General features: G+C 53.8%; 19 protein-coding genes. 11 read left to right on the plus strand and 8 right to left on the minus strand.

All coding sequences use genetic code 11. The features are described from left to right. Positions 1–71 precede the first annotated feature (71 nt). Positions 72–986, minus strand: coding sequence for a helix-turn-helix domain-containing protein (locus ACOOFE_RS15450; RefSeq protein WP_420410876.1), 915 nt, complete (start codon positions 984–986; stop codon positions 72–74). A gap of 248 nt (positions 987–1,234) precedes the next feature. Between ACOOFE_RS15450 and ACOOFE_RS15455 the strand changes: the two genes are divergently transcribed. After that, positions 1,235–2,305, plus strand: coding sequence for an alpha/beta hydrolase family protein (locus tag ACOOFE_RS15455; RefSeq protein WP_420410877.1), 1,071 nt, complete (start codon positions 1,235–1,237; stop codon positions 2,303–2,305). Positions 2,306–2,418: 113 nt separating this feature from the next. Further along, positions 2,419–4,305 (plus strand): ABC-F family ATP-binding cassette domain-containing protein, encoded by a 1,887-nt coding sequence (locus ACOOFE_RS15460; RefSeq protein ID WP_420410878.1) that lies wholly within the window; start codon positions 2,419–2,421, stop codon positions 4,303–4,305. A gap of 22 nt (positions 4,306–4,327) precedes the next feature. Here ACOOFE_RS15460 and ACOOFE_RS15465 read toward each other — a convergent pair whose 3' ends face one another. Next, the gene (locus ACOOFE_RS15465) at positions 4,328–6,352 is read right to left on the minus strand and encodes a DUF1963 domain-containing protein (protein ID WP_420410879.1); all 2,025 of its coding nucleotides are present in this window, start codon (positions 6,350–6,352) and stop codon (positions 4,328–4,330) included. Between the two features lie 448 nt (positions 6,353–6,800). Here ACOOFE_RS15465 and ACOOFE_RS15470 point away from each other — a divergent pair, with 448 nt between their 5' ends. Beyond that, positions 6,801–7,508: an HAD family hydrolase gene (locus ACOOFE_RS15470; protein WP_420410880.1), complete on the plus strand. Its 708-nt coding sequence runs from the start codon at positions 6,801–6,803 to the stop codon at positions 7,506–7,508. A gap of 266 nt (positions 7,509–7,774) precedes the next feature. Here ACOOFE_RS15470 and ACOOFE_RS15475 read toward each other — a convergent pair whose 3' ends face one another. Beyond that, a complete protein-coding gene (locus tag ACOOFE_RS15475; RefSeq protein WP_420410881.1) occupies positions 7,775–8,170 on the minus strand; it encodes a rhodanese-like domain-containing protein in 396 nt (131 codons plus the stop codon). 315 nt (positions 8,171–8,485) lie between these two features. On the opposite strand from ACOOFE_RS15475, the gene ACOOFE_RS15480 reads away from it, so the two are divergent. Further along, positions 8,486–9,451, plus strand: a complete 966-nt coding sequence (locus ACOOFE_RS15480) for a hypothetical protein (RefSeq protein WP_420410882.1) — start codon at positions 8,486–8,488, stop codon at positions 9,449–9,451. Between the two features lie 19 nt (positions 9,452–9,470). Continuing rightward, positions 9,471–9,833, plus strand: a complete 363-nt coding sequence (locus ACOOFE_RS15485; RefSeq protein WP_420410883.1) for a hypothetical protein — start codon at positions 9,471–9,473, stop codon at positions 9,831–9,833. Between the two features lie 56 nt (positions 9,834–9,889). Here the strand turns inward: ACOOFE_RS15485 and ACOOFE_RS15490 are convergent, their stop codons facing one another. The 3 genes from ACOOFE_RS15490 to ACOOFE_RS15500 all read right to left on the minus strand — a co-directional run bounded on the left by ACOOFE_RS15490 (position 9,890) and on the right by ACOOFE_RS15500 (position 13,018). After that, on the minus strand, positions 9,890–10,600 hold the full coding sequence (locus tag ACOOFE_RS15490; RefSeq protein WP_420410884.1) for a class I SAM-dependent methyltransferase: 711 nt from the start codon (positions 10,598–10,600) through the stop codon (positions 9,890–9,892). Then, positions 10,597–11,049, minus strand: a complete 453-nt coding sequence (locus ACOOFE_RS15495) for a DNA polymerase III subunit chi (protein ID WP_420410885.1) — start codon at positions 11,047–11,049, stop codon at positions 10,597–10,599. Before ACOOFE_RS15495 ends, ACOOFE_RS15490 begins: the two co-directional genes overlap by 4 nt. A 469-nt stretch (positions 11,050–11,518) precedes the next feature. Further along, positions 11,519–13,018, minus strand: a complete 1,500-nt coding sequence (locus ACOOFE_RS15500; RefSeq protein WP_420410886.1) for a leucyl aminopeptidase — start codon at positions 13,016–13,018, stop codon at positions 11,519–11,521. Between the two features lie 235 nt (positions 13,019–13,253). Between ACOOFE_RS15500 and lptF the strand changes: the two genes are divergently transcribed. The 6 genes from lptF to rsmA all read left to right on the plus strand — a co-directional run bounded on the left by lptF (position 13,254) and on the right by rsmA (position 20,893). Further along, complete coding sequence (gene lptF, locus ACOOFE_RS15505; RefSeq protein WP_420410887.1) at positions 13,254–14,441, plus strand: LPS export ABC transporter permease LptF; 1,188 nt, start codon at positions 13,254–13,256, stop codon at positions 14,439–14,441. After that, complete coding sequence (gene lptG, locus ACOOFE_RS15510; RefSeq protein ID WP_420410888.1) at positions 14,438–15,532, plus strand: LPS export ABC transporter permease LptG; 1,095 nt, start codon at positions 14,438–14,440, stop codon at positions 15,530–15,532. Before lptF ends, lptG begins: the two co-directional genes overlap by 4 nt. A gap of 59 nt (positions 15,533–15,591) precedes the next feature. After that, positions 15,592–17,916 (plus strand): LPS-assembly protein LptD, encoded by a 2,325-nt coding sequence (locus ACOOFE_RS15515; protein ID WP_420410889.1) that lies wholly within the window; start codon positions 15,592–15,594, stop codon positions 17,914–17,916. Between the two features lie 162 nt (positions 17,917–18,078). After that, complete coding sequence (locus tag ACOOFE_RS15520) at positions 18,079–18,999, plus strand: SurA N-terminal domain-containing protein (RefSeq protein WP_420410890.1); 921 nt, start codon at positions 18,079–18,081, stop codon at positions 18,997–18,999. A gap of 6 nt (positions 19,000–19,005) precedes the next feature. After that, the gene (gene pdxA, locus ACOOFE_RS15525; RefSeq protein WP_420410891.1) at positions 19,006–20,037 is read left to right on the plus strand and encodes a 4-hydroxythreonine-4-phosphate dehydrogenase PdxA; all 1,032 of its coding nucleotides are present in this window, start codon (positions 19,006–19,008) and stop codon (positions 20,035–20,037) included. 4 nt (positions 20,038–20,041) lie between these two features. After that, on the plus strand, positions 20,042–20,893 hold the full coding sequence (gene rsmA, locus ACOOFE_RS15530; RefSeq protein WP_420410892.1) for a 16S rRNA (adenine(1518)-N(6)/adenine(1519)-N(6))-dimethyltransferase RsmA: 852 nt from the start codon (positions 20,042–20,044) through the stop codon (positions 20,891–20,893). Between the two features lie 52 nt (positions 20,894–20,945). Here rsmA and gmk read toward each other — a convergent pair whose 3' ends face one another. Together gmk and ACOOFE_RS15540 are read right to left on the minus strand one after the other, a co-directional pair. After that, on the minus strand, positions 20,946–21,641 hold the full coding sequence (gmk, locus tag ACOOFE_RS15535; RefSeq protein WP_420410893.1) for a guanylate kinase: 696 nt from the start codon (positions 21,639–21,641) through the stop codon (positions 20,946–20,948). A gap of 7 nt (positions 21,642–21,648) precedes the next feature. Continuing rightward, positions 21,649–22,542, minus strand: a complete 894-nt coding sequence (locus ACOOFE_RS15540; protein ID WP_420410894.1) for a YicC/YloC family endoribonuclease — start codon at positions 22,540–22,542, stop codon at positions 21,649–21,651. Positions 22,543–22,591 lie beyond the last annotated feature (49 nt).

The raw sequence follows: 22,591 nt of genomic DNA on the forward strand, positions 1-22,591 counted from the left end.
CTGCGCCAGATTTTCTTGATCTTGAACGCAGCAAATCCCAGCGAAAGACATCTCCAATTCGTCCACACGGCCTAGGCCGCAGCTTGGTGCTTCTTGCGGTAAGCACCCGGGGAAAGATCAAACCGTTTTTGAAATTCCTTATAAAAATTCGAGCGCGTTAAAAAACCTGCAGCTTCGAGCACCTGCGTGACAGGATCCTCTGTTTCGCGTAGCAGCCTGGCCGCTTCCTCCAAACGGAACTGGTTGACGAACTGGCTCACGCTCATCCCAGCTGCCAGATTGATTGCCCGGGACAACTCCCGGTCAGGCACGCCAACCCGTCGGGCCAATCTGGATGCGGTGAGCGTATCATCCCGAAACAACTCCTGATCGGCCAATATAGTTCGTGCTGCAGCCACGACATTTGCAAACTCTTCTGAAGGAGTGCCCTGCTGCCTCTCCTCGGATGCTTTTCTGTCGGCCCGTCCGATCCAAAGAACCAAGCCTGCCGCACCCGCCAACCCGGCAAGCGTCGCCAAAGACAGTAGCCGGGCCGCCGCTTCGACATCAGCCCAGAAAAACAAGAGGGCAATGCCGCCATCAATCACAAGCGTTGCGAACATCGCGCCAGCAGCACCTGCTTCTATCCTGTTCCAGCGGCCCGTCACACCTGTCGGGATTTGCGACAAGGCGTCAGGGCCACGCCGCCAATGCTGAACCAGCAAAACCGTGTAGACGCCGAAACTCACGGCAACAACACCATCAATCAGCGTGAAGATCGGAACAGGCAACAGCAACACACCGGAGGCTGTCAGTGCGATTGCGCCATGCAGCACCATCAGTCGCCGCAAACGTTCGGCCGGCTCGGACAAAGCCAGAAAGCTTAGGTAAGAGAGCGGTGAAATCCAGATCGCCAGCGTCCTTTGAACGATCACAAACTGATCGAAACCGAATGCGAACCGCATACCCACAAGGACCGCTTCGATAACAAGGACTGTCAGCAGCACGAGAAAACAAAACCGCGCTCGCCTAGGAATGGAGCGACTAAAAAGAACGGACACCCACAGCAGCAAAAACACCGTTGCAAGCAAAAAAGAGACGGGAATGCTGATCATGGTGATCCAGTTAGTGGGAGAAATTCCTTGGCGGCTGTCCTTTAACACGTTTGAGGACAGGACACAGGGCGTCCGGCGCTTGTCAACATGACGTTTCCGGCCACACCTCGAAGGGACCAAACATCGACTTTGGAGCTTTCATGTCCCTTTCCGCTTCTTATTTGCGCCCTGCCCTTGCCCTGTTCGCAAGCCTTACATTCCTGGCGAATGCGGCCTTTGCCTCATCACCAGAAAAGCCCGCCGGCCCGGAATTTGGCCCGGGCGTTCAGGAACTCGTCATTGACGACAGCCGGACGGACCGCCCGTTGTCAGGGCACATTTGGTACCCAACCCCGACGCCAGAGCGCTCGCCGCAAGCAGATAAAAGCCGTGTCTGGCAAATGGCGCCGGCAGATCAAGGCGCCCCGATGGTGGACGCGCGTTTTCCGCTGCTAGTTGTCTCCCATGGCATGTATGGCAACACCTTCAACCAAGCTTGGCTTGGGTCGGCGCTTGCGCGCCGGGGTTACATTGTCGCCATGGTCAATCATCCTGGAACCAGTTCCTTCCTGCGGGATCCCAATCACGCACGCCAGCTGTGGGATCGCCCGAAGGACCTCACACGGCTGATCAGCTTTTTGACGGAAAACAGCGACTGGAGTGATCGGATTGATCCGGACAAGATTTACGCTGCCGGCCATTCACTTGGCGGTTTTACGGTGATGCTTGCAGGTGGGGCCCTGTTTGACACCACACTCTATGATGAGGGCTGCTTTGGCGATGCCCAAATCCCCGTTGTTTGCGACATCCTGCGGGGTTGGTCCGTTGCCGAAACGCCTGCAGACCGGCGGGCAATGTCACAAATCCTTCGAGACAGCCGCCTCCAAAAGATCATCAGCCTGGACCTGGGCGGCACACCGGTTCTGTCGCGATCAAGCCTGTCATCGGTGGCGATCCCGGTTCTCGTTCTTGGCGCCGGACGCGCCGATATGCTGGACCAGGATCTGGAGTCCCGCGCGCTTGCCAAGGTGCTCCCGACTGAGCTGGTACAGCATATCGAGCTTAAAAGCGCAGGGCACTTCGACTTCATGGGCGTCTGCAAACCAGAGGGCTATGCCATCTTGAAAGAACACGAGCCGGGCGATGAAATCGTCTGCCTGAAAGGAACGGACGAACGGGAAGCGCAACACAGATTGATCTTGAATGAGATCCTGTCGTTTTTGGAGAACTAACAGATATAACCTGTGGCAAGGCCTTGCAGCTTTGCCACAGGTGGCATCGGGAAAGCACACCGGCAGCGCTTTGGTCTTGCAAGTTTGAAAAAGCTCGGCCATTGATCCGCCCCATGTTGCAGATATCGGAATTATCCTACCGGATCGGGGACCGTCTCCTGATCGACAAAGCCAGCGTAACCCTGCCAGCCAAGGCCAAAACCGGTCTTGTCGGCCGCAATGGCGCGGGCAAATCGACTTTGTTCAAGATCATCACCGGCGACCTGTCGTCGGAAACCGGCTCGGTGCAGATCCCCAAGCGCGCGCGCATCGGCCAGGTGGCCCAGGAAGCACCGGGCACGGAAGATACGCTGATGGAGGTGGTGCTGGCGGCCGATACCGAGCGCACCAGACTTCTGGCCGATGCTGAAACGGAAACCGACCCGGATAAAATCGCCGAGATTCACACCCGCCTTGCCGATATAGGTGCGCATACGGCGGAAGCACGCGCCGGCGCTATTCTGTCTGGTCTGGGGTTTGATGCTGCGGCACAGCAACGGCCTTGCTCGGCCTTCTCCGGCGGTTGGCGGATGCGCGTCGCCCTGGCAGCCGTGCTCTTTTCCGAACCCGATCTCCTGCTGCTGGACGAGCCGACCAACTACCTTGATCTGGAAGGCACGCTCTGGCTGGAAAACTATGTTGCGCGTTATCCGCATCAGGTCTTGCTGATCTCCCACGACCGGGATCTTTTGAACAAAGCGGTCGACAGCATCGTCCACCTCGACCGTGGCAAGATGACCTATTACTCCGGCGGCTATGACAGTTTCGACCGGCAGCGGCGCGAAGCGATGATCCTTGCCGAGAAAGCCAAAGTGAAGCAGGACGCGCAACGCCAGCACATGCAGGCCTTCGTCGACCGCTTCCGCTACAAGGCCTCCAAAGCCCGGCAAGCGCAGGCGCGCCTCAAAATGCTGGAGAAGATGGAGCCGATCGCAGCGCTCACCGAAGAAAGCTCCAAGCCAATCCACTTCCCGGATCCGGACGGCCGGCTCGCCCCACCGATCATCAAGCTGGAGGGTGTGTCGACGGGTTATGGCGACACCAAGATCCTGTCGCGTCTGACACTCAACATCGACACCGACGACCGGATTGCGCTCCTTGGGGCCAACGGCAACGGCAAGTCCACCTTCGCCAAGCTGATTTCCAACCGCTTGGCGGCCATGGACGGCGACATCACCAAGGCGTCGAAACTGAAGATCGCGTTTTTCGCCCAGCACCAGCTCGATGAACTGCGGCCTGCAGAAAGCGCGGTCTCTCACGTCCGTGCGCTGATGCCCGAGGCCCCGGAGGCCAAGGTCCGGGCCCGCGTTGCCCGCTTTGGCCTGCCGACCGACCGCCAGGAAACGCCGGCCAAGGATCTTTCGGGCGGCGAAAAAGCGCGGCTGTTGCTTGGTTTGGCAACCTTTGACGGCCCGCACCTTCTCATTCTTGATGAGCCGACCAACCACCTCGACATCGACAGCCGCGAAGCGCTGGTGATGGCGCTGAACGAATATCAAGGCGCTGTTGTCTTGATCAGCCACGACCGCCACCTGGTGGAGGCCTGCGCCGACCGGCTCTGGCTGGTAGCGGGTGGCAAGGTCGAGCCGTATGACGGCGATATGGAGGATTATAAACGTCTGATCCTGCAAGGCCCGGAAGCGGCCCGGAAAGCGCGCGACAAGGCGGCGGCAGCGGAAACGGAAGCGGCCTCCTCCCAAGAAAAACGCCGGGAAGCGGCCCAAAAGCGCAGCCAACTAAAACCGCTGAAACAGAAGATCGACGCGGCAGAAAAGGAAATGGCGCGTCTTCAGGAAAAGATCGCCAAGATCGACGACATGCTTTCAGATCCGGAGTTTTTCCAAACCGACCCCGACCGCGCCACCAAATTCGCCAAAGAACGCGCCTTTTGCGAGAAAAAGCTGGTCAAAACGGAAGAAGAATGGCTGGAGCTGTCCGCAGAGTTTGAAGAGGCGGGGTGAGATTTCTACTACTTCAAATGTCTCAGTGACCTTCGAACGTCACTGAGACTTTGTCCCAACGTCTTTTTTTGAGGTTCTTCGGCGAAATCCAGAACTGAAACACTCCAACATCACCAAATCGCCAGCCCATTATGTCATCGTAACAAAGCTGCAGAAGCATATGATCGTTTGCATGTTCGAATGACGCATTGCCTTGAATATCAAATCCAGCACCAAACATCTGGTGCCAGTGCCCCGCAGGAAGACGACGATTTTCCGATAGTTCGCTCTGAATTGTCTTGGGAAGCAGCCTAAATACGTCATCTGAAGACGCATAGAATGCGAAGTAGGTAGACAACAACAGGTTACCCTTCAGAAGCCGATTACCTTGCATGAACCCATCAAACTCGTTTGCTTGAAGCTTTATGAAATATTCTTTGAGACGTTCGGCATCTTCCGTAGGCAGTATTGAATAGAGCGGTATTGCATTCGACCAAAGGTCGATTTCCTGGCACAGACTAATAAATCTTGGTTCTGCTTGCTCAAGCTCAATTCTTTGTTCTTCGCTAACATACTTAGCTTTCTTCTTTATTAAATCGCCAGTTTTCCCGGCTGCGATCCGCAAAACTGCAGCTAAATGCTGAGCCGTGTGACCAAAAAAAATCGCAGTTTCGCTTGTGGCTTCATTAACAAGAGTTTTTGAAGGCCCATTCATCTGAAGCGGAGCATGCATATTTATGGACGCAATCGCAGTCTGAATATCTGAATTGGAACACAGTCCAGCTTTTATTAGATCAATTGGGAAATAAGGGAGTTCGAATTTTGAAGGAGGACCATACAAGAAATCAGTTGCTACACCATGCCGTCCAAACCAATGCCAATTTCGTATTGCATCTGGCGGTGGCGGCGTTCGCGCTGGCAGATCCACGCTATCGATATGCAGCACAGAACACTCACGCCCATCGCCATCCAGAAAAAACGCCAACCACCCGTCAGCTGGTAACAAATCCGACCCGCCAATTTCTCTGAAATGAGCAAGATCAATCTGCGTCAAAAAGGCCATCGGAGTTTTTGTTTTACGCGTTCGTGGCCAGGCTTGATTACCCAAGCGCGGCAATCCGCCAAACCAACTCCGCGCCCCCTCCCAAAACACCCCATTTAACCGAGGTGCACGCAGAAGTGTTACCGGCTCAGTTGACTTGATTTCAGCTCGAGTGGTTTTGCTCTCTTCAACACTCGGCATTCCGCCTTCTTCAACGATGATTTCGACGATCTGCATCGCATATGGCACGATCATACCGGCGCCATTGAATTCGGTTTTCTTGAATACCTGTACTGGCTGTCTGTTTTCTTCAATTACCCGCTGCAAAATTGATGTATCTGGATCAGCGCTTTTTAACCCCCAATACTTCTCGGCTTCCTTAAACAGCATAAACACTGGTTCGAACAGTTTGGCGCCATGAATGGAACTGATGATCTCGTGCACATCGCGCGCGCTCCCGAACAGGCCAGTATAGATTAGTGAAACGGCGTCCTTTTCCGGTTTGCTCAGTTCACCATAGGATGGTGGGGGCTGGAATTTTGCAGGGTCTCCCCCACAGCGTGTCAAACTAACGCCCATGACGAGAGCGAAAGAGGGACCAGCAGGTGCTGCCCCAAGATAATCATTTTGTTTCAGATCTTTTTTGCCAGATTCATAGGCGTTACTCGGACTTTCTACAGCAGTGAAATCTATAGTCGATCCAGACGTTCTTTTCGCGGAACTCGGGCGAGAACCCGCGGATTTCTCTGGAATAGAAATCGTTGTCGCTGGCTTTGGGCGAGGAAAAGCCTTCAACACCCATACAATGACAGTCAGAACCAGAGTGATTGCAAGCGCACCAAAAGCTAACCCCCAATCTCTCGGGTCCTTGATCTCCCATGCATAGAAAACAACACCTATGCTTGCGAGCCCAACGGCAGCTAAAACTGCCTGAACAAACCTGACCAAATCGCTAGTCCCAAATAATGCAAAAACCCACCTCGAGTTTTCTCTTATGCAATTTTGACTATTAATTTTGACTGACACCCCTAAACTCATTCGCCAAGTAACGCGCCTTTTGCGAGAAAAAACTGGTCAAGACCGAAGAAGACTGGCTGGAGCTGTCAGCTGAGTTTGAAGAGGCGGGGTGAGGTCTTCAAATTCTCAACTGGTGTCACCCCGGACTGATCCGGGTCTACGCGTTTGCAGAACCGTAGGGAAAGAGCCCGTTTTGGACGGGCTACAGATAGGCTCATAAGCTTCTGGCCGTTGACGCTCTGTGGACTGGAACCCGGATCAAGTCCGGGGTGACACATAGTGGGAAGCTTCGCTATCGAATTTCAGCTCTTCGTGTCATCCCTAACACTTCCTTACCGAATTCCATCAAATGCCACCTCACAGACACACTTGATTTTGACTCTGCCGAAATAGTCTCCCCCGCAATATCAGGGTTGGGTCGCCGCAAGGCGGTGTTTCAGGGCGATACGGGACGATTGTGACAACAAAGATCACCACATTGGGTTTTGATGCCGACGACACGCTTTGGCACAACGAACATTTGTTCCGCCTGACCGAACAGCGATTTGCAGAACTTTTGGCGGATTACACCGATGTCGCGGGTCTGAAAGCGCATCTTTTGGAAGCAGAAAAACGCAACATTCTGCACTACGGCTACGGCATCAAGAGTTTCACCTTGTCGATGATCGAAACCGCCATTGAGGTGACCGACCGCCAGGTGCCAGCTGATGTTATTTCGCAAATCCTGGACGCCGGCCGGGAGATCTTGGCTGAACCCGCAGCCCCCCTGCCCCATGTCATTGAGACGCTGAAGACGGTCAAACAAAATGACTATAAAATCGTCATGATCACGAAGGGCGATCTCTTTGATCAGGAGCGGAAGGCGGTCGGCTCCGGCCTGGACCGGTATTTCGATGCCATTGAGATCGTCTCGGAAAAGACGCCGGAAACTTACGAAACCCTGTTCCACCGCCATGGGAAAGGAGCTCAAGAAGCCATGATGATCGGCAATTCGCTGAAATCGGATGTCCTGCCGGCACTCAAAGCCGGATCCTTCGGCACCCATGTGCCGTTCAGCCGGACCCGGGCACTCGAAGAAGCGGACACGCCCGAAACCACGGACAGGTTTTTCCAGATCGATCACATCGGCCAAGTGCCGGAGCTGTTGGCCGCGCTTGCCGCCTGATTGGATGCGGCGTTTGACCCAGCAGCGCCACATTCTCTTCGGTCATCCCCGATTCATTCGGGGATCCACTGGTACCTGTGGCCGCCGGAGCGAGCACAAACCCGGTGACAATTCTTTATCCGAACAATAAATCGGAATGCGCGGAGCTGTGGATAGGATCCCCGAATGAATCGGGGATGACGGGTGTGCGGGTGTTATCGCACTGTGCCTAATCAAACGCTGCAGAAGCACGATGCTGGTGTCGAAGGTGACAAGTTCGCTTCAGCTCAGTCGTCCTTTTCCACCGGACCACCCTGTTTCACCCAATCAGCAAACCCATCCGTGATGTGGGTTGCCTCAAACCCCATGGACTTAAGGGTCGCAACCGTCAGCGCCGAGCGCCAGCCAGCGGCGCAGTGGAAGACGAACTTCTTGTCCTCGCCGAAAATCTCTTTGAAATAAGGGCTTTCCGGATCGATCCAAAATTCCGTCATTCCGCGAGGGCAATGAAAACTGCCGGGAATGTAACCAGAGTGTTTGCGCTCGCGGATATCGCGTAGATCGACAAACTGAACCCTTGGGTCTTCTACCAGTGCAATGGCGTCTTTGGCATCAATCTCCTCAATCTGAGACCGCGCTTGCGCCACCAGTTCTTTGGATGAGATTTTGAGTTTGTTTGTCATTGAGAATTCTCCTCAACCTGTTCTCTTAATTCCTAGCTCCAAAAGCGCCAGAATGTGCATGACCCTTCCCAAATCGATTTTGTCTGGTTGAGAAAGCTTGATTATTGCTGATCTCGAAATCTGCCTTCTATTACGGATCAATGCCATTGGCTTTTTAATGAAATACCAAAGAGTGCGTTCAATTCTCCACATGAACAAGCCACTATTTGACTGCCCCCTACTCCACCACAACCACCAATAGTTGCTATTTGCAGCATTTCGCGGCAGTATATTTTTCAGTTACAAATTGGGACTGAGCCTATTAGGAGGCGCCTGATGTATTGCAAAAACGAAATTTCTATTGTGAACATAGCACTATTTATTCTGGCTTTTACAATTGATCCAGTTGTGGCAAAGAATCCATCTTTTTGTGACTTCAGAGACTTCGACAAAAGCGAGCCCAAGGCAATATTCAATTCTACCCGTGCAACTAACCGCACCCATCTAATGTGGGCAAGCGATGTAGACAGATGGGAACATGACTCCAAAATAGATAAAGTGCAGCATATTCTTCAAAACTTACACGACTATAATCTATCACTTGTTTGGGAAAAAGCAGGTATCCTAGTCCCATATTATAATCCGATCCACAAAAATGAATGCCGAGGGGCTAGCGAATTTGGTCCAATCGGCGCTTTTGTAAAAGACTTCAACTCACCGATTCTTACACCGAATGACGGAGAAAAGGCCGCTACAGCTTATGTTAGAAAGAAGAATGGCAGCCAGACCGATGAAAACAATTCTCCTCGAAAGCCTGAAAACAATACTGACTCCAGTGATGAGAAAGCACGAGTTACTGGAACTGAAATAATAGCGAGTTACGAAAAAGAAGACGGAACTATATCCACTTCGAATTTGTATTTCTTCGCAACTTACTACTTCAATGATGAAACGGTTACGATTAGCTCCACTTCAGGAGACCAAGGAGAAACAATTGCTTTCAGCCCAAACTCTTTTGGGATTGAAATAGAACATGCAATATCAATTTTCGAAGAACATGACGTTCTCATAGACGTTTTCGAAGGAAATAAATTACTGAAAGAAGGCAATAGCTTTGACAGTCGATTTTTTCAGAGATACTCCGAAGATACTTATTTAAAAGTTAAATTCACCCATGACACAGAAGGATTTTACTTTGAAAATGTAAAGAAGGAAAAATTTGCAAAAACCCCAATCATATTCTACTCTCCGAAGGGTCGAATACTTATGGCAAAAACAGTTTCTCTTGCAGACTTTAATTAGTATTTTGCGGTATCCATCAATGAAAAAAATTAGCTTCGTTGCAATAGCCGGTTTTGTCGGGTGGGTTATCAGCAGTTTTTTCCCAAGTGTTCCCGGCTTGGATGACACATTGATATTTATTGGCACAGTAGCGGCGACTTCGGGCGCAGCATTGGGAATGTTAGTAAAACCGCTAAAGCTTCACTGGTTGATCTTATTTGTGTTCGCGTCTCTAGCGTTCTGCGCACTGGGAACTTCTCTGTTCATAAAGATCTTGTCAGGAGAACCTGGACAAACCGCTACTTTTCTACTCATAAACATTTCGCTCCTTATGTTCTTGCCTCTTGGTTTTATTATTGAAATTGTCGGCATTAAGGTTACCTCTAGCGAAATTGAAACGTGATCGGGATCAATCTAATTTTTGCGTGCACTCCCTAGTCCCAATCCAAATAGCCTTTTCTAAACCTCTTTGAAAAACTCTGCCCTGACATGCGGGATGACCCGTCCGGGGCGTTCGATGTCGTAAAATTCCTCGCGGACGCGTTTCAGGCCATAGTCCTCAAATCGGCGCCATTCCGATGGCCTCATCGGCCAGGGTGGACCTTTGGCATCACCATCTTCACTCTGGCTGCGGTTGATCATCAGCAGCGTGCCGCCTGGAGCCACCAGTCCGGCAATCACTTCAATCGCCTTCGCTCTGAGATCTCCATCCAGCGCTTGAATGGTGTAACACTCTTGAACCAAATCAAAGGCGTCTTGCCAATCGCCTGAAAGGTTGAAGAGATCCGCGGAGCGGTAGGAAACGGAGCTTTCCGGAAACCGTTCTTTGGCCCAGGAGATCGCGTCTTCCGACAGGTCAAAGGCCTCGGTCCTGTATCCGGCAGCGGCCAGGGCTTCGGCGTTGTCGCCGAGACCGCAGCCAATATCGATGGACCGCCTGCCCTCACCCGGATTCTTTGCCAGCCATTCAACAATGGCATCCTTTGGTGCAAGATCGGCCCAGGGAATGGCTGCGGGATCGCCGCCCGCTTCCTTGTAAACCGTATGGAACCATGCGAGCCGGTCGTCGGTGTTGCCGCCTTTGGCACCCGTCAGTTCATCGATGCGCTCACGCGCCGCGTCCCGGCGCGCCATGAACTCCCGATCTGAATGGACGGTCTCATTGCTCATGCCTTGCGCTCCCATCCACCAGCTTCGGTTTGTTGCCAATAGGCGATTTGAAACCCGTCCGCCTTGGCTTCTTTCCAGCGCCCCCGCGCTTCTTCCACCGCGCTTTGGTCGTTGCCGTCGAACATATAGATCGCCCGCTTGTAATCATTGAGCGCTGGCGGTGCGGCCCGGTCGACCAGAAACCGGACATCGGCCGCATTCGGGTTGTCTTGCTCATTGGTCAGATAAATCGGCTGCTGTTCGGCGTAACCATCCGCCTTGGTGCCATGCGGCAGAAAACTGTCATCGCGATAGGTCCACAAATGCGCATCCAGCGCATTACAGCGCTCTTGGCTCCCGGTTTGGACGACCACTTTCCAATCCCGGTCCAGGCATTTTTGCAACAATTCCGGCAAAGCAAGTTCCAACGGCTTGTGCAGGAGATGGTAAAAGACAACTTCAACAGTCATTTGGTTTCAACGGTCATTTGCTTCAAGGTTCTAAAACGCTTGCCTAGTCTCAAGATCTATTCAACGCAGGTTCGCCTGAGTGATGCAGCACGGCCACAGGGCAGTGAACAAATTCACCTTGGGGAAAACCAGCCGTGGACACCATAGCCGACTCGTTGCATTAACCTTCCGAAAATATCGACCCCTTACTCTTTCGATCCGGGGACGATCATTGTTGATCATGCGTTGCGGCTGGGGAGCGGTTTCCCGACCTGGCCAACTTGGGGATTTTGTATGCTTGCACGAGTATTTGTGTTTTGCGCTTTGGTGGCAGGTGTTGCCGGCGCCACCATCGGCATGGGTTTTCTGGTTGAACCAGCAACCGCCTGTCAGGCCTATAAGACCTGCTAAGAGCTTCCGGACTTACTGTTCATTTGAAAAACCCGCCGTTTTGGCGGGTTTTTCTTTGCCGAATTGTCCCGGCCAAACATCACTTCTCGTAATGGTCGGCCACCAGCTGATTAAGCAGCCGGACGCCATAACCAGAGGCCCAGCTCTGACAAATGTCGTCCTTCGGCGCACCAAAAGCGGTACCGGCGATGTCCAAATGCGCCCACGGCACATCATTGGCGAACCGCTGTAGAAACTGTGCCGCTGTGATGGATCCAGCCCACCGGCCGCCAGTGTTTTTCACATCCGCGTTCGGTGTGTCGATGATCTTGTCGTAATCCTTGGAAAGTGGCAGGCGCCACAGCGGCTCGCCGCTGGCCTTGGCTGATGCCAGCAATTTGTCCGCCAGATCATCGTTGTTGGAAAAGAGCCCGGCATTCAGATTACCGAGAGCCACCAGCACGGCGCCGGTGAGTGTTGCCAAGTCGATCATGATCGCCGGCTTATATTTGTCTTGCGTGTACCACATGGCATCCGCCAGAACGAGCCGGCCTTCTGCGTCGGTGTTCAGGATTTCGATGGTCGTTCCGGACATGGCGGTCACAATGTCACCCGGGCGTTGCGCATTGCCATCCGGCATATTTTCAACAAGACCAATGACGCCAATCACATTGGCTTTGGCTTTGCGGGCGGCAATAGCGTGCATGGCGCCGGTGACAGCCGCTGCCCCGCCCATATCGCCCTTCATTTCTTCCATACCACCGGCCGGTTTGATCGAAATACCGCCCGTATCGAAGACAACACCTTTGCCGACGAGAGCAACAGGCGCGTCCGCCTTCTTACCACCGTTCCAGCGCATGACAGCCAAGCGCGGCGGGCGAACAGAACCTTGGGCAACCCCAAGAAGCGCGGCCATTTTCAGCTTCTTCATTTCCTTTTCGCCGAGGATCTCCACCTCAACACCAAGCTTTTCCAACGCGGACGCCTTAGCGGCAAATTCAACCGGGCCAAGGACATTGGCCGGTTCGTTCACAAGATCCCGAGCAAGGATGACACCGTCGGCAATAGCGTCCGCAGTGCTCCAAGCCTTTCGCGCTGTTTTCGGATCGGCCACCTGAAGGGTTAGTTTGAGGCTCTTCTTCGCCTCATCCTCATCTTTTTTGGTTTTATAGGCGTCAAACTCATATGCCCGGAGCTTCGCACCCATGGCAAATTCAGCAGCTTCTTCGGCGCCCAACTCGACACCTTCCGGCGCGTCTAGCAGGACGGTTGCCGTTTCGGTTTTTGTTTTTTTCAAGCTGGCGTAAACCGCGCCGCCAAAGTTGCGCCAATCGTCGCGTGTCAGCTCGTCCGGAGCGCCAATTCCAAAGAAGATCAGCCGGTCGAGGTCGAGGCCGGCAGGCGCTACGAGGTCGAGGCTTGTTTTTGCCTTTCCAGAAAACCCACCGATTTCAGATACCCGTGCCAAACCGCCTGTCAGGCCTGAAACAAGACCCGTTGTAATTTCACCGGTGCCGAGCCCTTGTGCTGCCAGCCCAACAACCACACCTTTGGCCGGTGTCCCGATCTTTGCAAAAGAGATCTTGTTCAGTCGTGTCATGTTTTGTCCTTGATGTTGTTGTTCTTGCGGGAACCCGCAGGCCAGTCAGAGTTGAGGTGGCAGCAAAGGAGTGTTGCAGATTGCCTAAATCATGGCGTTCTAAAGCGTTTTCGGCAAGATCTTCAGCAAATTAATGTATATTAACCATCTTCTTTCATGGGCCGTTCACCACATTCCATGTTATTCAATATGAAGAGAATTTTATGAGATTTGTAAGGAGTTTCCGGCAGCTGCCATGAACACGCTGGAACGCTACATCATCCGGCGGACGGCCTATGCGTTTACGCTCACCCTCGCGGCTATGACCGGCGTGGTCTGGGCGACGCAGGCGCTTCGGCAATTGGACCTTGTGACCTCCAAGGGGCAAACGATCGTCCAGTTCATCGGAATCACCATGCTTGCGCTGCCGTTCTTGATTGTGACGGTGGCGCCGTTCGCTCTGATGATCGGCCTGATCCTGGTCCTCAACGCCTTGTCCGGCGACAGCGAGCTGATCGTGATCGACGCCAGTGGCGGCTCCAGGTTTCTGGTACTCAAGCCGGTCATGATCTTCGCAACCATCATCATGCTGATTGTGGCCAGCTTTTCTCTTTATGTGGCACCAGCCGGCTTGGCTCAGCTTAGAACAGAAATCACACGGGTACGCGCCGATCTGGTGGCGAACATCGTCAAGCCGGGCAAGTTCATCAATGTCGAAGAGGGTTTGACCTTCCACATCCGCAACCGGTCCGGCAACGGCACGCTTGACGGCCTGTTGATGCACGACACACGCGATACCGACACCGCCTTCACCTATCAAGCAGACAGCGGCAACATCGTGGAGGCGGCGGGACGGACACTGCTGGTTATGCAAAACGGCACAATTCAGAGACGCCCGAAACAACAGGGCGACATCTCCATTGTCCGGTTCCAGTCCTATGCATTCGATTTGTCCAACCTCATTCCGGAAGCCGGTGAACCGGTTTACAAGGCAAGCGAACGCAGCACTAAAACCCTGTTCCAGCCTCCTGGAAATGACTTCTATTCACTCCGCTATCCGGAACGTTTGCGCGCCGAAGTGCATGAAAGGTTCAGCTTACCGCTCTACTGCTTGTCCTTCGCGCTGATCGTCTTTGCGTTCCTCGGCATCGCCCGGACAACACGCCAAGGCCGTGGCGTTGCAATTGTCGGTGCCATTCTCGGCTGTGTTCTTCTGCGGACGACCGGTTTTGGCGTCACCGCGATTTCAAATGACAGCCTTGCCTTATACGCCATGCGCTACGTAGTCCCGGTCGTGGGCGGAGGACTGGCTCTGGTGTCTATCTTGCGCGGACACCAAGGAAAACAATCACAGAGCCTGCAGCGCCTGCAGTTGAAAATCGGAGATTGGATCGAGGCGATTTCCAACCGTCTGAACAAGAACCGCGCCGGGAGCACCACATGATCCTCGGCCGCACACTTTCCCTCTATTTCTCCGGCCGGTTCCTAAAGGCTATTTTGGGCCTCTTTCTTTTTGCGGCCGTGCTGCTGTTCCTGTTCGACGTTCTTGAACTCGTGCGCCGTGGCAGCGACCGGGAAGGCTTCACTGTGATGCGGGTGGCCTACATTTCCCTCCTCCGGGTGCCGCTGCTTTTAGAACAGGTGATCCCCTTCACTGTTCTATTTGGCGCAATCGCTGCTTTTGTCACGCTTAGCCGCGCACTGGAACTTGTTGTGACCCGGGCTGCCGGTATTTCCGCCTGGCAGTTTTCAACACCGGCGGTTGCTGTCGGCCTGGCTCTCGGGATTTTTTCGATCACGGTCTACAATCCTGCCGCTGTCTATCTTCAGGAGAAATCGGAAGAAGCCGCGGCTGGCCTGTTCGGCGCAGACCAGACGTTCCTGTTGCAAAGTTCCGGCGAAGTCTGGGTCCGGCAAGACGGCCTTGATGGCGAATCTGTTCTGCGGGCCGAACAGCTTTTGGACCAGGGAACCCGCCTTTTGTCTGTCACCGTTTTCACTTTTGACGAAGATGGCACTTTCCGGGAGCGGATTGAGGCACAACAAGCCCGGCTCGGCGACAAGACTTGGCATCTGGATAATGCAATCGTTTATACGACTGAAGATGATCCACAGACTTACAGCCTCTATCAAATCAGCACTTTTTTGACTGCGACAGAAGTTCGCGAAAGCATCGGCTCGCCCGAATCGATCTCGTTCTGGAACCTGCCGCGGTTTATCGAATTGGCCAGAAATGCCGGATTACCGGCGTATCGGTATAATCTTCAATACCAATCCTTGCTGGCTCGACCACTTTTATTAATCGCAATGATTCTGATCGCAGCGGCCGTTTCCCTTAAAGTTTCACGCTTTGGAGGGCTTGGACGTATGATTCTGGGTGGAATCCTGTCCGGGTTCGTGCTTTACGTTCTAACCGAACTGGCGAAAGATTTCGGAGGAGCGGGTATTGTGCCTCCGTTGGTAGCTGCGTGGGCGCCAGGAATATTTGGAGTACTCATGGGTTTGACAATTCTCTTGCATCAGGAAGACGGCTAAAGCTCATGACTTTTCCGTATTTTCTGAAGACAGAGACTTGGGCCAGACGAGCCTGTTTGTTGGCAGCAGTAAGCACGCTTACTGTGACCGCTGGGCTATTGACGCATGCTCCTAGTGTTTCCGCGCAAGACTCCGCGAACTTCCTCTCAGGACAAACGGTTTCAGAAGACGCAGAGCTTCTCTTGGAAGCCAATGACCTGACCTATGATTTCGACCGTGACATCATAACAGCGCGCGGTGATGTGCAGGTCTATTACGACGGCAACACCGTTCAAGCCGCCGAAATCATTTTCAACCGGGCCAGCCAGCAGCTCTTTGCCAAGGGCAACGTTATCTTCCTGGACACCGAAGGAAATGTCCTCCGGACCGAAGAACTGCAAATGTCAGAGGACTTCGCGGAAGCCTTCGCGCGGTCCTTGCAAATTGATATGCCGAACCGGACCCGGTTCATTGCTGAGCAAGCGCGGCGCAAAGACGGCAATGTGACGACCATCGAAAATGGCGTCTACACGGTCTATACAAATCCGTCTCGGCCTGCCGGAAAAGCACCGCTGTGGCGCATCCGGTCCAAGACGATTGTTCATGACAAGCAGGAAAAGGTCATCCGCTTCGAGCATGCTTCGCTTGAACTGTTCGGAAAACCGATAATCTACGCGCCCTACTTATCGATGCCCGATCCAACCGTGAAACGGCATTCCGGTTTCTTGATCCCGAATTGGGTTATTGCGGACAAATTGGGTTTTGGTGTCAACGTTCCCTACTATTGGGCTCTTAGCCCGCACCGGGATTTGACAACGACCTTTACTCCGCTCACGAAACAGGGCCTCTTCGCGGACTTCGAGTTCCGGCAACGGTTCCAGAAGGGGAAATTTACACTAGCAGCCGGCGGGATTTATCAGCTCGATCCGGATCAGTTTAATACCCAAAGAGCCGACAGCGACACCCGCGGCGCGTTCCGGACAACCGGTGAATTCAACGTCAGCGGCGCATGGAACCTTGGCTGGGACGTAACCTACAAAAGTGACCGGGCGTTTTTTGAAGACTATTCGTTTACGAGCTGGGGCGGAAATGAGACCTCCCGCGTGTATTTCGAAGGGCTCACTGAACGAAACGGGCTGAGTGTGAATGCATATGCATTCCAAATTGCCCAGGCGGATTACACTTCAAGCAATTTCAATGCAAACGGCTTCTCGCCCGTCGGTAGCTCCTTGCAGAGCAAGCAGCCGTTCGTTCTCCCGGTCGCTGATTATGACTTTGTCTTCGCAGACCCGGTTTTGGACGGCGAATTGGCTCTGACCGCGAATTTCACATCCTTGACGCGTGAAGAGACTGACGCGTTTTCGATTGACGGCGGCACGACGGCCAGGTTCCGGGGCGTCGACGGGACATTCTCCCGTTTTTCGATGGATGGGACATGGCGCCGGACGTTCATAGACCCGCTTGGACAGAGCTTCACACCATTTGCCTATATGAAAGGCGATCTGTTTTTCCTGGCATCCCCGGATTCAGACGTCACGGCGCTCGCCAACGAAAGCTTCGTCGGACGGGCAATGCCTGCGGTCGGTCTGGAATACAGCTACCCCATCATCGCGTCCTTTGATGGCGGCAATCAGATTTTTGAACCGATTGCACAAATCATTGCGCGCCCGAATGAACAGCGGATCGGTGAACTTCCGAATGATGATGCGCAAAGTATCGTTTTCGATACAACGACGCTGTTTGATACCGACAAATTTTCCGGCTTTGACCGGGCCGAAGGCGGTACACGCCTGAACGTTGGCCTGAACTATAAATTGCAGCTAGACAGTGGTCATTACCTGACCGGCCTGTTCGGCAGATCGTATCATTTGGCTGGAAACAACTCTTACAAGATACCGGACATCTTAGGGGCGACTCAGGATTCTGGCCTTGAAACGGATTTGTCCGACTACGTCGGCAGCCTTTATCTGGATACAAAATACGGCATCAAGCTCGGTACCCAGGCGCGCTTCGACAAAGATGATTTTTCGGTCAACCGTCTGCAAGCGCAGGCAAGTGCGATCTACGGGCCTCTGGTATCCTCTGTCGCTTACGCATTCCTTGATGCCCAGCCGAATGTCGGGATTGTCGACCGGCGCGAAGAGCTCTTAGGGTCGGCCAGCCTGCGCCTGCAAGACAATTGGCGCGTGTTCGGCTCCATGCGCTATGACCTTCAGAACAGCAACATCGTCCAAGACGGCATTGGTGTCGGTTACGACGATGAAGGCTTTTCGCTCTCTATGTCCTATTCTGAAGACCGCAGCCGGAATGATGGCGACACCACCAACAAAGTTCTGTTCTTCCGGGTTGGCTTGAGAACGCTTGGCAACACGCAGTTCCAGAGCAATTCTATGAATTCCAATTAGGGATTGCTGCGGTAGCAATCGAGATCGTATTTGCGTGCCACTTTACCGCCCTAAACGGGCGCATATATTGCGCAATCATCCAGTTTGGCATTTCAATATGCCAAGCTCTTTGTTATCCGATAGAATAACCGCATCAATCTGGCCAGCATTTACGAGAATTCCATGCGCAACCGCTTCGTCATCTTGTCAGCACTTTTGGCTCTCTTATTGGCTGCGCCGATCGCGCCAACGGCTGAAGCTGCGATCAAGGTTATCGTAAACGACGTCCCAATCACGGACTATGACATCACGCAGCGGGCCAGGCTGATCACCTTGACACAGCGTAAAAAAGCGTCAGTGGCGCGCCGGGAAGCGCTGCAGGAACTGGTCGACGATCAGGTCAAACTGTCCGAGGCGAAACGGATGGGGGTCAGCGTTAGCGATCAGGAAGTCAACAACGCCTATGGCAACATTGCGCGCAATGTCAAAATGAACCCGTCTCAACTGACCCGAGCCCTTGGCCAGGGCGGCGTTAAAGCTGACACGCTGAAAGCACGTCTGAAAGCTCAGCTTGCCTGGAGCAAATTGGTGCGGCGGCGTTTCAGCGGCGGTGTTGATGTCGATGAATCCGACATTATTGCTGCCTTACGCAAGACCGACGAAGAAGACCGTAAGACGTCGGTTGAATATGACCTGAAACGAGTGATTGTCGTCGTGCCGAAGAAATCATCCAACAGCTTCAAGGCAAAACGCAAACGCGAAATCAACCAGATCCGCAACGCGCTTTCAAGCTGCGAGGAGATGGGAGCAGTCTTGGGCCAATACAGCGAAGTGGTTGTCCAACCGATCGGTCGGCGGCTTGAGACAGAAATCCCAGCGAATTTAATTGAACAAGTTAAATCTCTAGGAATTGGCAAGCTCACAAAACCAAGCCCGACACCGGTCGGGTTTGAAATGATCGCGATCTGCGGCATGCGTGAGATTGCTTCGGACATCGCCATGCGGACCAAACTGGAAAATGAGCTGCGCGCGAAGGAAGGCGAAAGCCAGGCCCGCCGCTATTTGATGGATGCCAAACGCCGCTCGACGATCATCTACCGTTGATGTCCAATGGCCAAACTTGAAAAACCAGTTGCCATCACGCTCGGAGAGCCAGCCGGGATCGGGCCAGACCTTACTCTGCAAGCATGGTATAATCGCAAGAAACTCGGTCTCCCCCCCTTCTATATCCGTGGCGACACTAGCCTGATCAGCCAACGTGCTGAAAAACTTGAAATGAATGTCACGTTGGAGAGCTGCACGCCGGAAGACGCTGCCGCGTGTTTTTCCCACGCTCTGCCCGTCGTTCAAACAGGTCCGGCACTCTCAGATACTCCGGGAGTTGAAAATCCGGAAACGGCGGCATCGGTGCTGGCCTCTATTGAACATTGCGTCGAAGACGTCCTGCAGGATAGGGCTATCGCTGTTGTGACCAACCCGATCAACAAGGCGGCTCTCTATAAGGCCGGGTTCACCCATCCCGGTCATACGGAATTTTTGGGCCAGCTTGCTCACAAACATTGGCCTGACTTACCTTCTAAACCGGTCATGATGATAGCCGGACCAGACCTCATGGTTGTCCCGGTCACAATTCATATTCCTCTTCACGAAGTTCCACAGGCCCTGACGGAAGATCTCATCGTTGAGACCGCGCAAATCGTGGCTTCGGATCTGAATACTAGGTTCGGATTTTCTGCGCCAAGGCTTGCGCTCTGTGGCCTCAATCCCCACGCTGGCGAAAACGGTGCGATGGGAACGGAAGACCGGGATGTTATCCAGCCCGCTGTTGAACGGCTCAAGGCGGCGGGAATCCATGCCACTGGCCCACACCCTGCAGATACGCTGTTTCATCCTGATGCCAGATTGAAATACGATTGTGTGCTCGGCATGTATCATGATCAGGTATTGATCCCGGCCAAGACAATCGGTTTTGACGACAGCGTGAATGTAACGCTTGGCCTGCCCTTCATCCGCACCTCTCCAGATCATGGCACTGCTTACACACTGGCAGGAACCGGCATGGCTCGCATTGACAGCTTCTCTGCGTCTATCCGCATGGCCCATGCGCTGGCGCACCCTGAAAACTTTCGGATCCGGGCCTAACTAGATGGCGCAAATCGACGACCTGCCTCCCCTGCGCGAGGTGATTGCCACGCATGGCCTCAACGCCAAAAAGTCTCTTGGCCAGAATTTTCTGCTGGATCTCAATCTGACATCCCGGATCGCGCGCTCTGCCGGCAGCCTCGACGATGTCACCGTCTTGGAAGTCGGGCCGGGACCGGGCGGTCTCACGCGGGCGCTTCTGGCAGCTGGCGCAAAAAAAGTTGTTGCGATCGAAAAGGACAGCCGCTGTCTTCCGGCCTTGGCTGAGATTTCAGACCACTATCCAGGGCGCCTTGAAGTGATCGAGGGGGACGCGCTGGACATTGATCCGGTGGCGCTTACAGGCGGCGGCAAAGTCCGGATCGCCGCAAACCTTCCTTATAATGTCGGCACCCAGCTGCTCATTAACTGGATCACCACACCAGAGTGGCCGCCGTTTTGGTCGTCGCTCACCTTGATGTTTCAAAAGGAAGTCGGCGAACGTATCGCCGCGACACCTGGGTCCAAAAACTACGGCAGGCTTGGCGTGCTGGCCGGCTGGCGCTGCAAGGGCGGTATCTTGTTTGACATTAGCCCCAAAGCGTTTACACCGCCGCCAAAGGTGACCTCCGCTGTGGTCCACCTGACACCAAACATGTCGCCCCTACCCTGCGATCTTAACAGCCTTGAGAAGCTGACAGCAGCAGCGTTTGGGCAACGGCGAAAGATGCTGCGCGCCAGCTTGAAAGCACTGTCTCCTGATGCGGAAATGCTGATTGAAGAGGCAGGATTGAAGCCAACAGCGCGCGCAGAAGAAATCGATATTGCCGGGTTTGTTGATTTAGCGAATACCTTCAAGGCATCCGACGCCCTCTAAGCCAGACAGATCACAAAGGCCGGTAAATTCCGCAAAGCGCGACGTTTTCGCGTCAGCCCTTGGGAGCCAGCTCGTTTTCCAGATCACCGACCATGCCTTGGATCAATCCGCCGATCTTGGGCGAACGGGATTGCTTGAGCCGTTCAGCTCTTAAAATGGCGCGGACATTGTCATAGGCCCGTTCCAGATCGTCGTTGACGACGACATAGTCGTATTCAGACCAATGGCGCATTTCACCGACTGCGGTTTTCATACGTTTCGCGATGACTTCATCGGCATCTTCGGCGCGGCGGTGCAGCCGGGATTTCATTTCAGCGATGGATGGCGGCAGAATGAAAACGGAAACCACATCCGCGCGCATCTTTTCATACAGCTGAAATGTACCCTGAATGTCGATGTCGAAGAGGATATCCCGTCCACTCTCAATCGCATTCTCCACCGGACCACGTGGCGTGGCGTAGTAGTTACCGTGAACCTCGGCCCATTCCAGGAGCTCATCGTGTTCACGCATCTGTTCAAAACGCCCAGGCTCCAGGAAGTGATAATGGACGCCATCCACTTCGCTCGACCGGCGCGGCCGGGTCGTGACGGAAATAGAAAGCTCCAGATTATCTTCTTTTTCCAGAAGCAGTCGGGTAATGGTCGACTTGCCCGCCCCGGACGGCGATGACAGCACAAGCATCAAGCCTCGGCGCTGCTGCTCGGCTTCATCTGCGCTTACCGTTGTTCCAACCGCTGCGTCCGTCATGACCGCTTCACTCCAGGTTTTGTATCTGCTCGCGCATTTGATCGATGACGGCTTTCAAGTCCAGCCCGATTGCCGTTAGATCCACATCATTGGACTTGGAGCATAGGGTATTGGCTTCCCGGTTAAATTCTTGTGCAAGAAAATCAAGCCGCCGGCCGATGGCTCCGCCCGTGTCCAAAAGCTCGCGCACCGCACTGACATGCGCGTGCAGCCGATCCAGCTCTTCACGGATGTCGGCCTTCGTTGCCAGGAACACAGCTTCCTGATGCAGCCGCTGAGGATCGAGCTGCGCATCAGCGGCATCCAAAAGCTCAGACACCATCTTTTTCAAGCGTTCTTTGATCGCTTCTGGCTGGCGCGCTGGAAGGTCCTCGGCAGATTGAGTCAGATTCGCAATCTTATCGACTTGCTGATGGACCACTTTGCCGATCGCAGCACCTTCCGTGTGGCGCATGTCGACCAGATCGATCAGGGCAACATCCAAAGTGGTCAGCAGTGCATTGTGAAGCGCTTGCTGTACGGCTTCGTCTTCGTCCTGTTCCTTCAGTTCAAAGACACCCTTTTGCGCCAAGATGCCGTCCAAAGTCGGCGGCGCTACATTGGGGATTCGGGCTTCCAAGAGTTTGATCGCTGACAGCACAGACTCAAGCGCTGCTTCATTGACCTGAAGTTGATTTTCAGCCTGATCGCGCTGCATGGCAAGACCAATCGAAACATTGCCCCGGCGCAAAACTTTGCTACAGCGTTCGCGGATTTTGGGTTCCAGCGTTTCCAGACCTGTTGGGATCCGGATCCTTAAATCGAGCGACTTGCCGTTGACCGATCGTAACTCCCACGTCCACCGGACCGCGCCAGACTCGCCAAGTGCGCGTGCAAAACCTGTCATGCTGGCAAGTGCCATGTGCCTCTCCGGGGTTGGAACCGGTTTGTCCGCCCGTAACCGACCGGAG

The organism is Roseibium sp. (assembly GCF_965216085.1).
In the GTDB taxonomy this organism is placed as follows: Bacteria; Pseudomonadota; Alphaproteobacteria; order Rhizobiales; family Stappiaceae; genus Roseibium.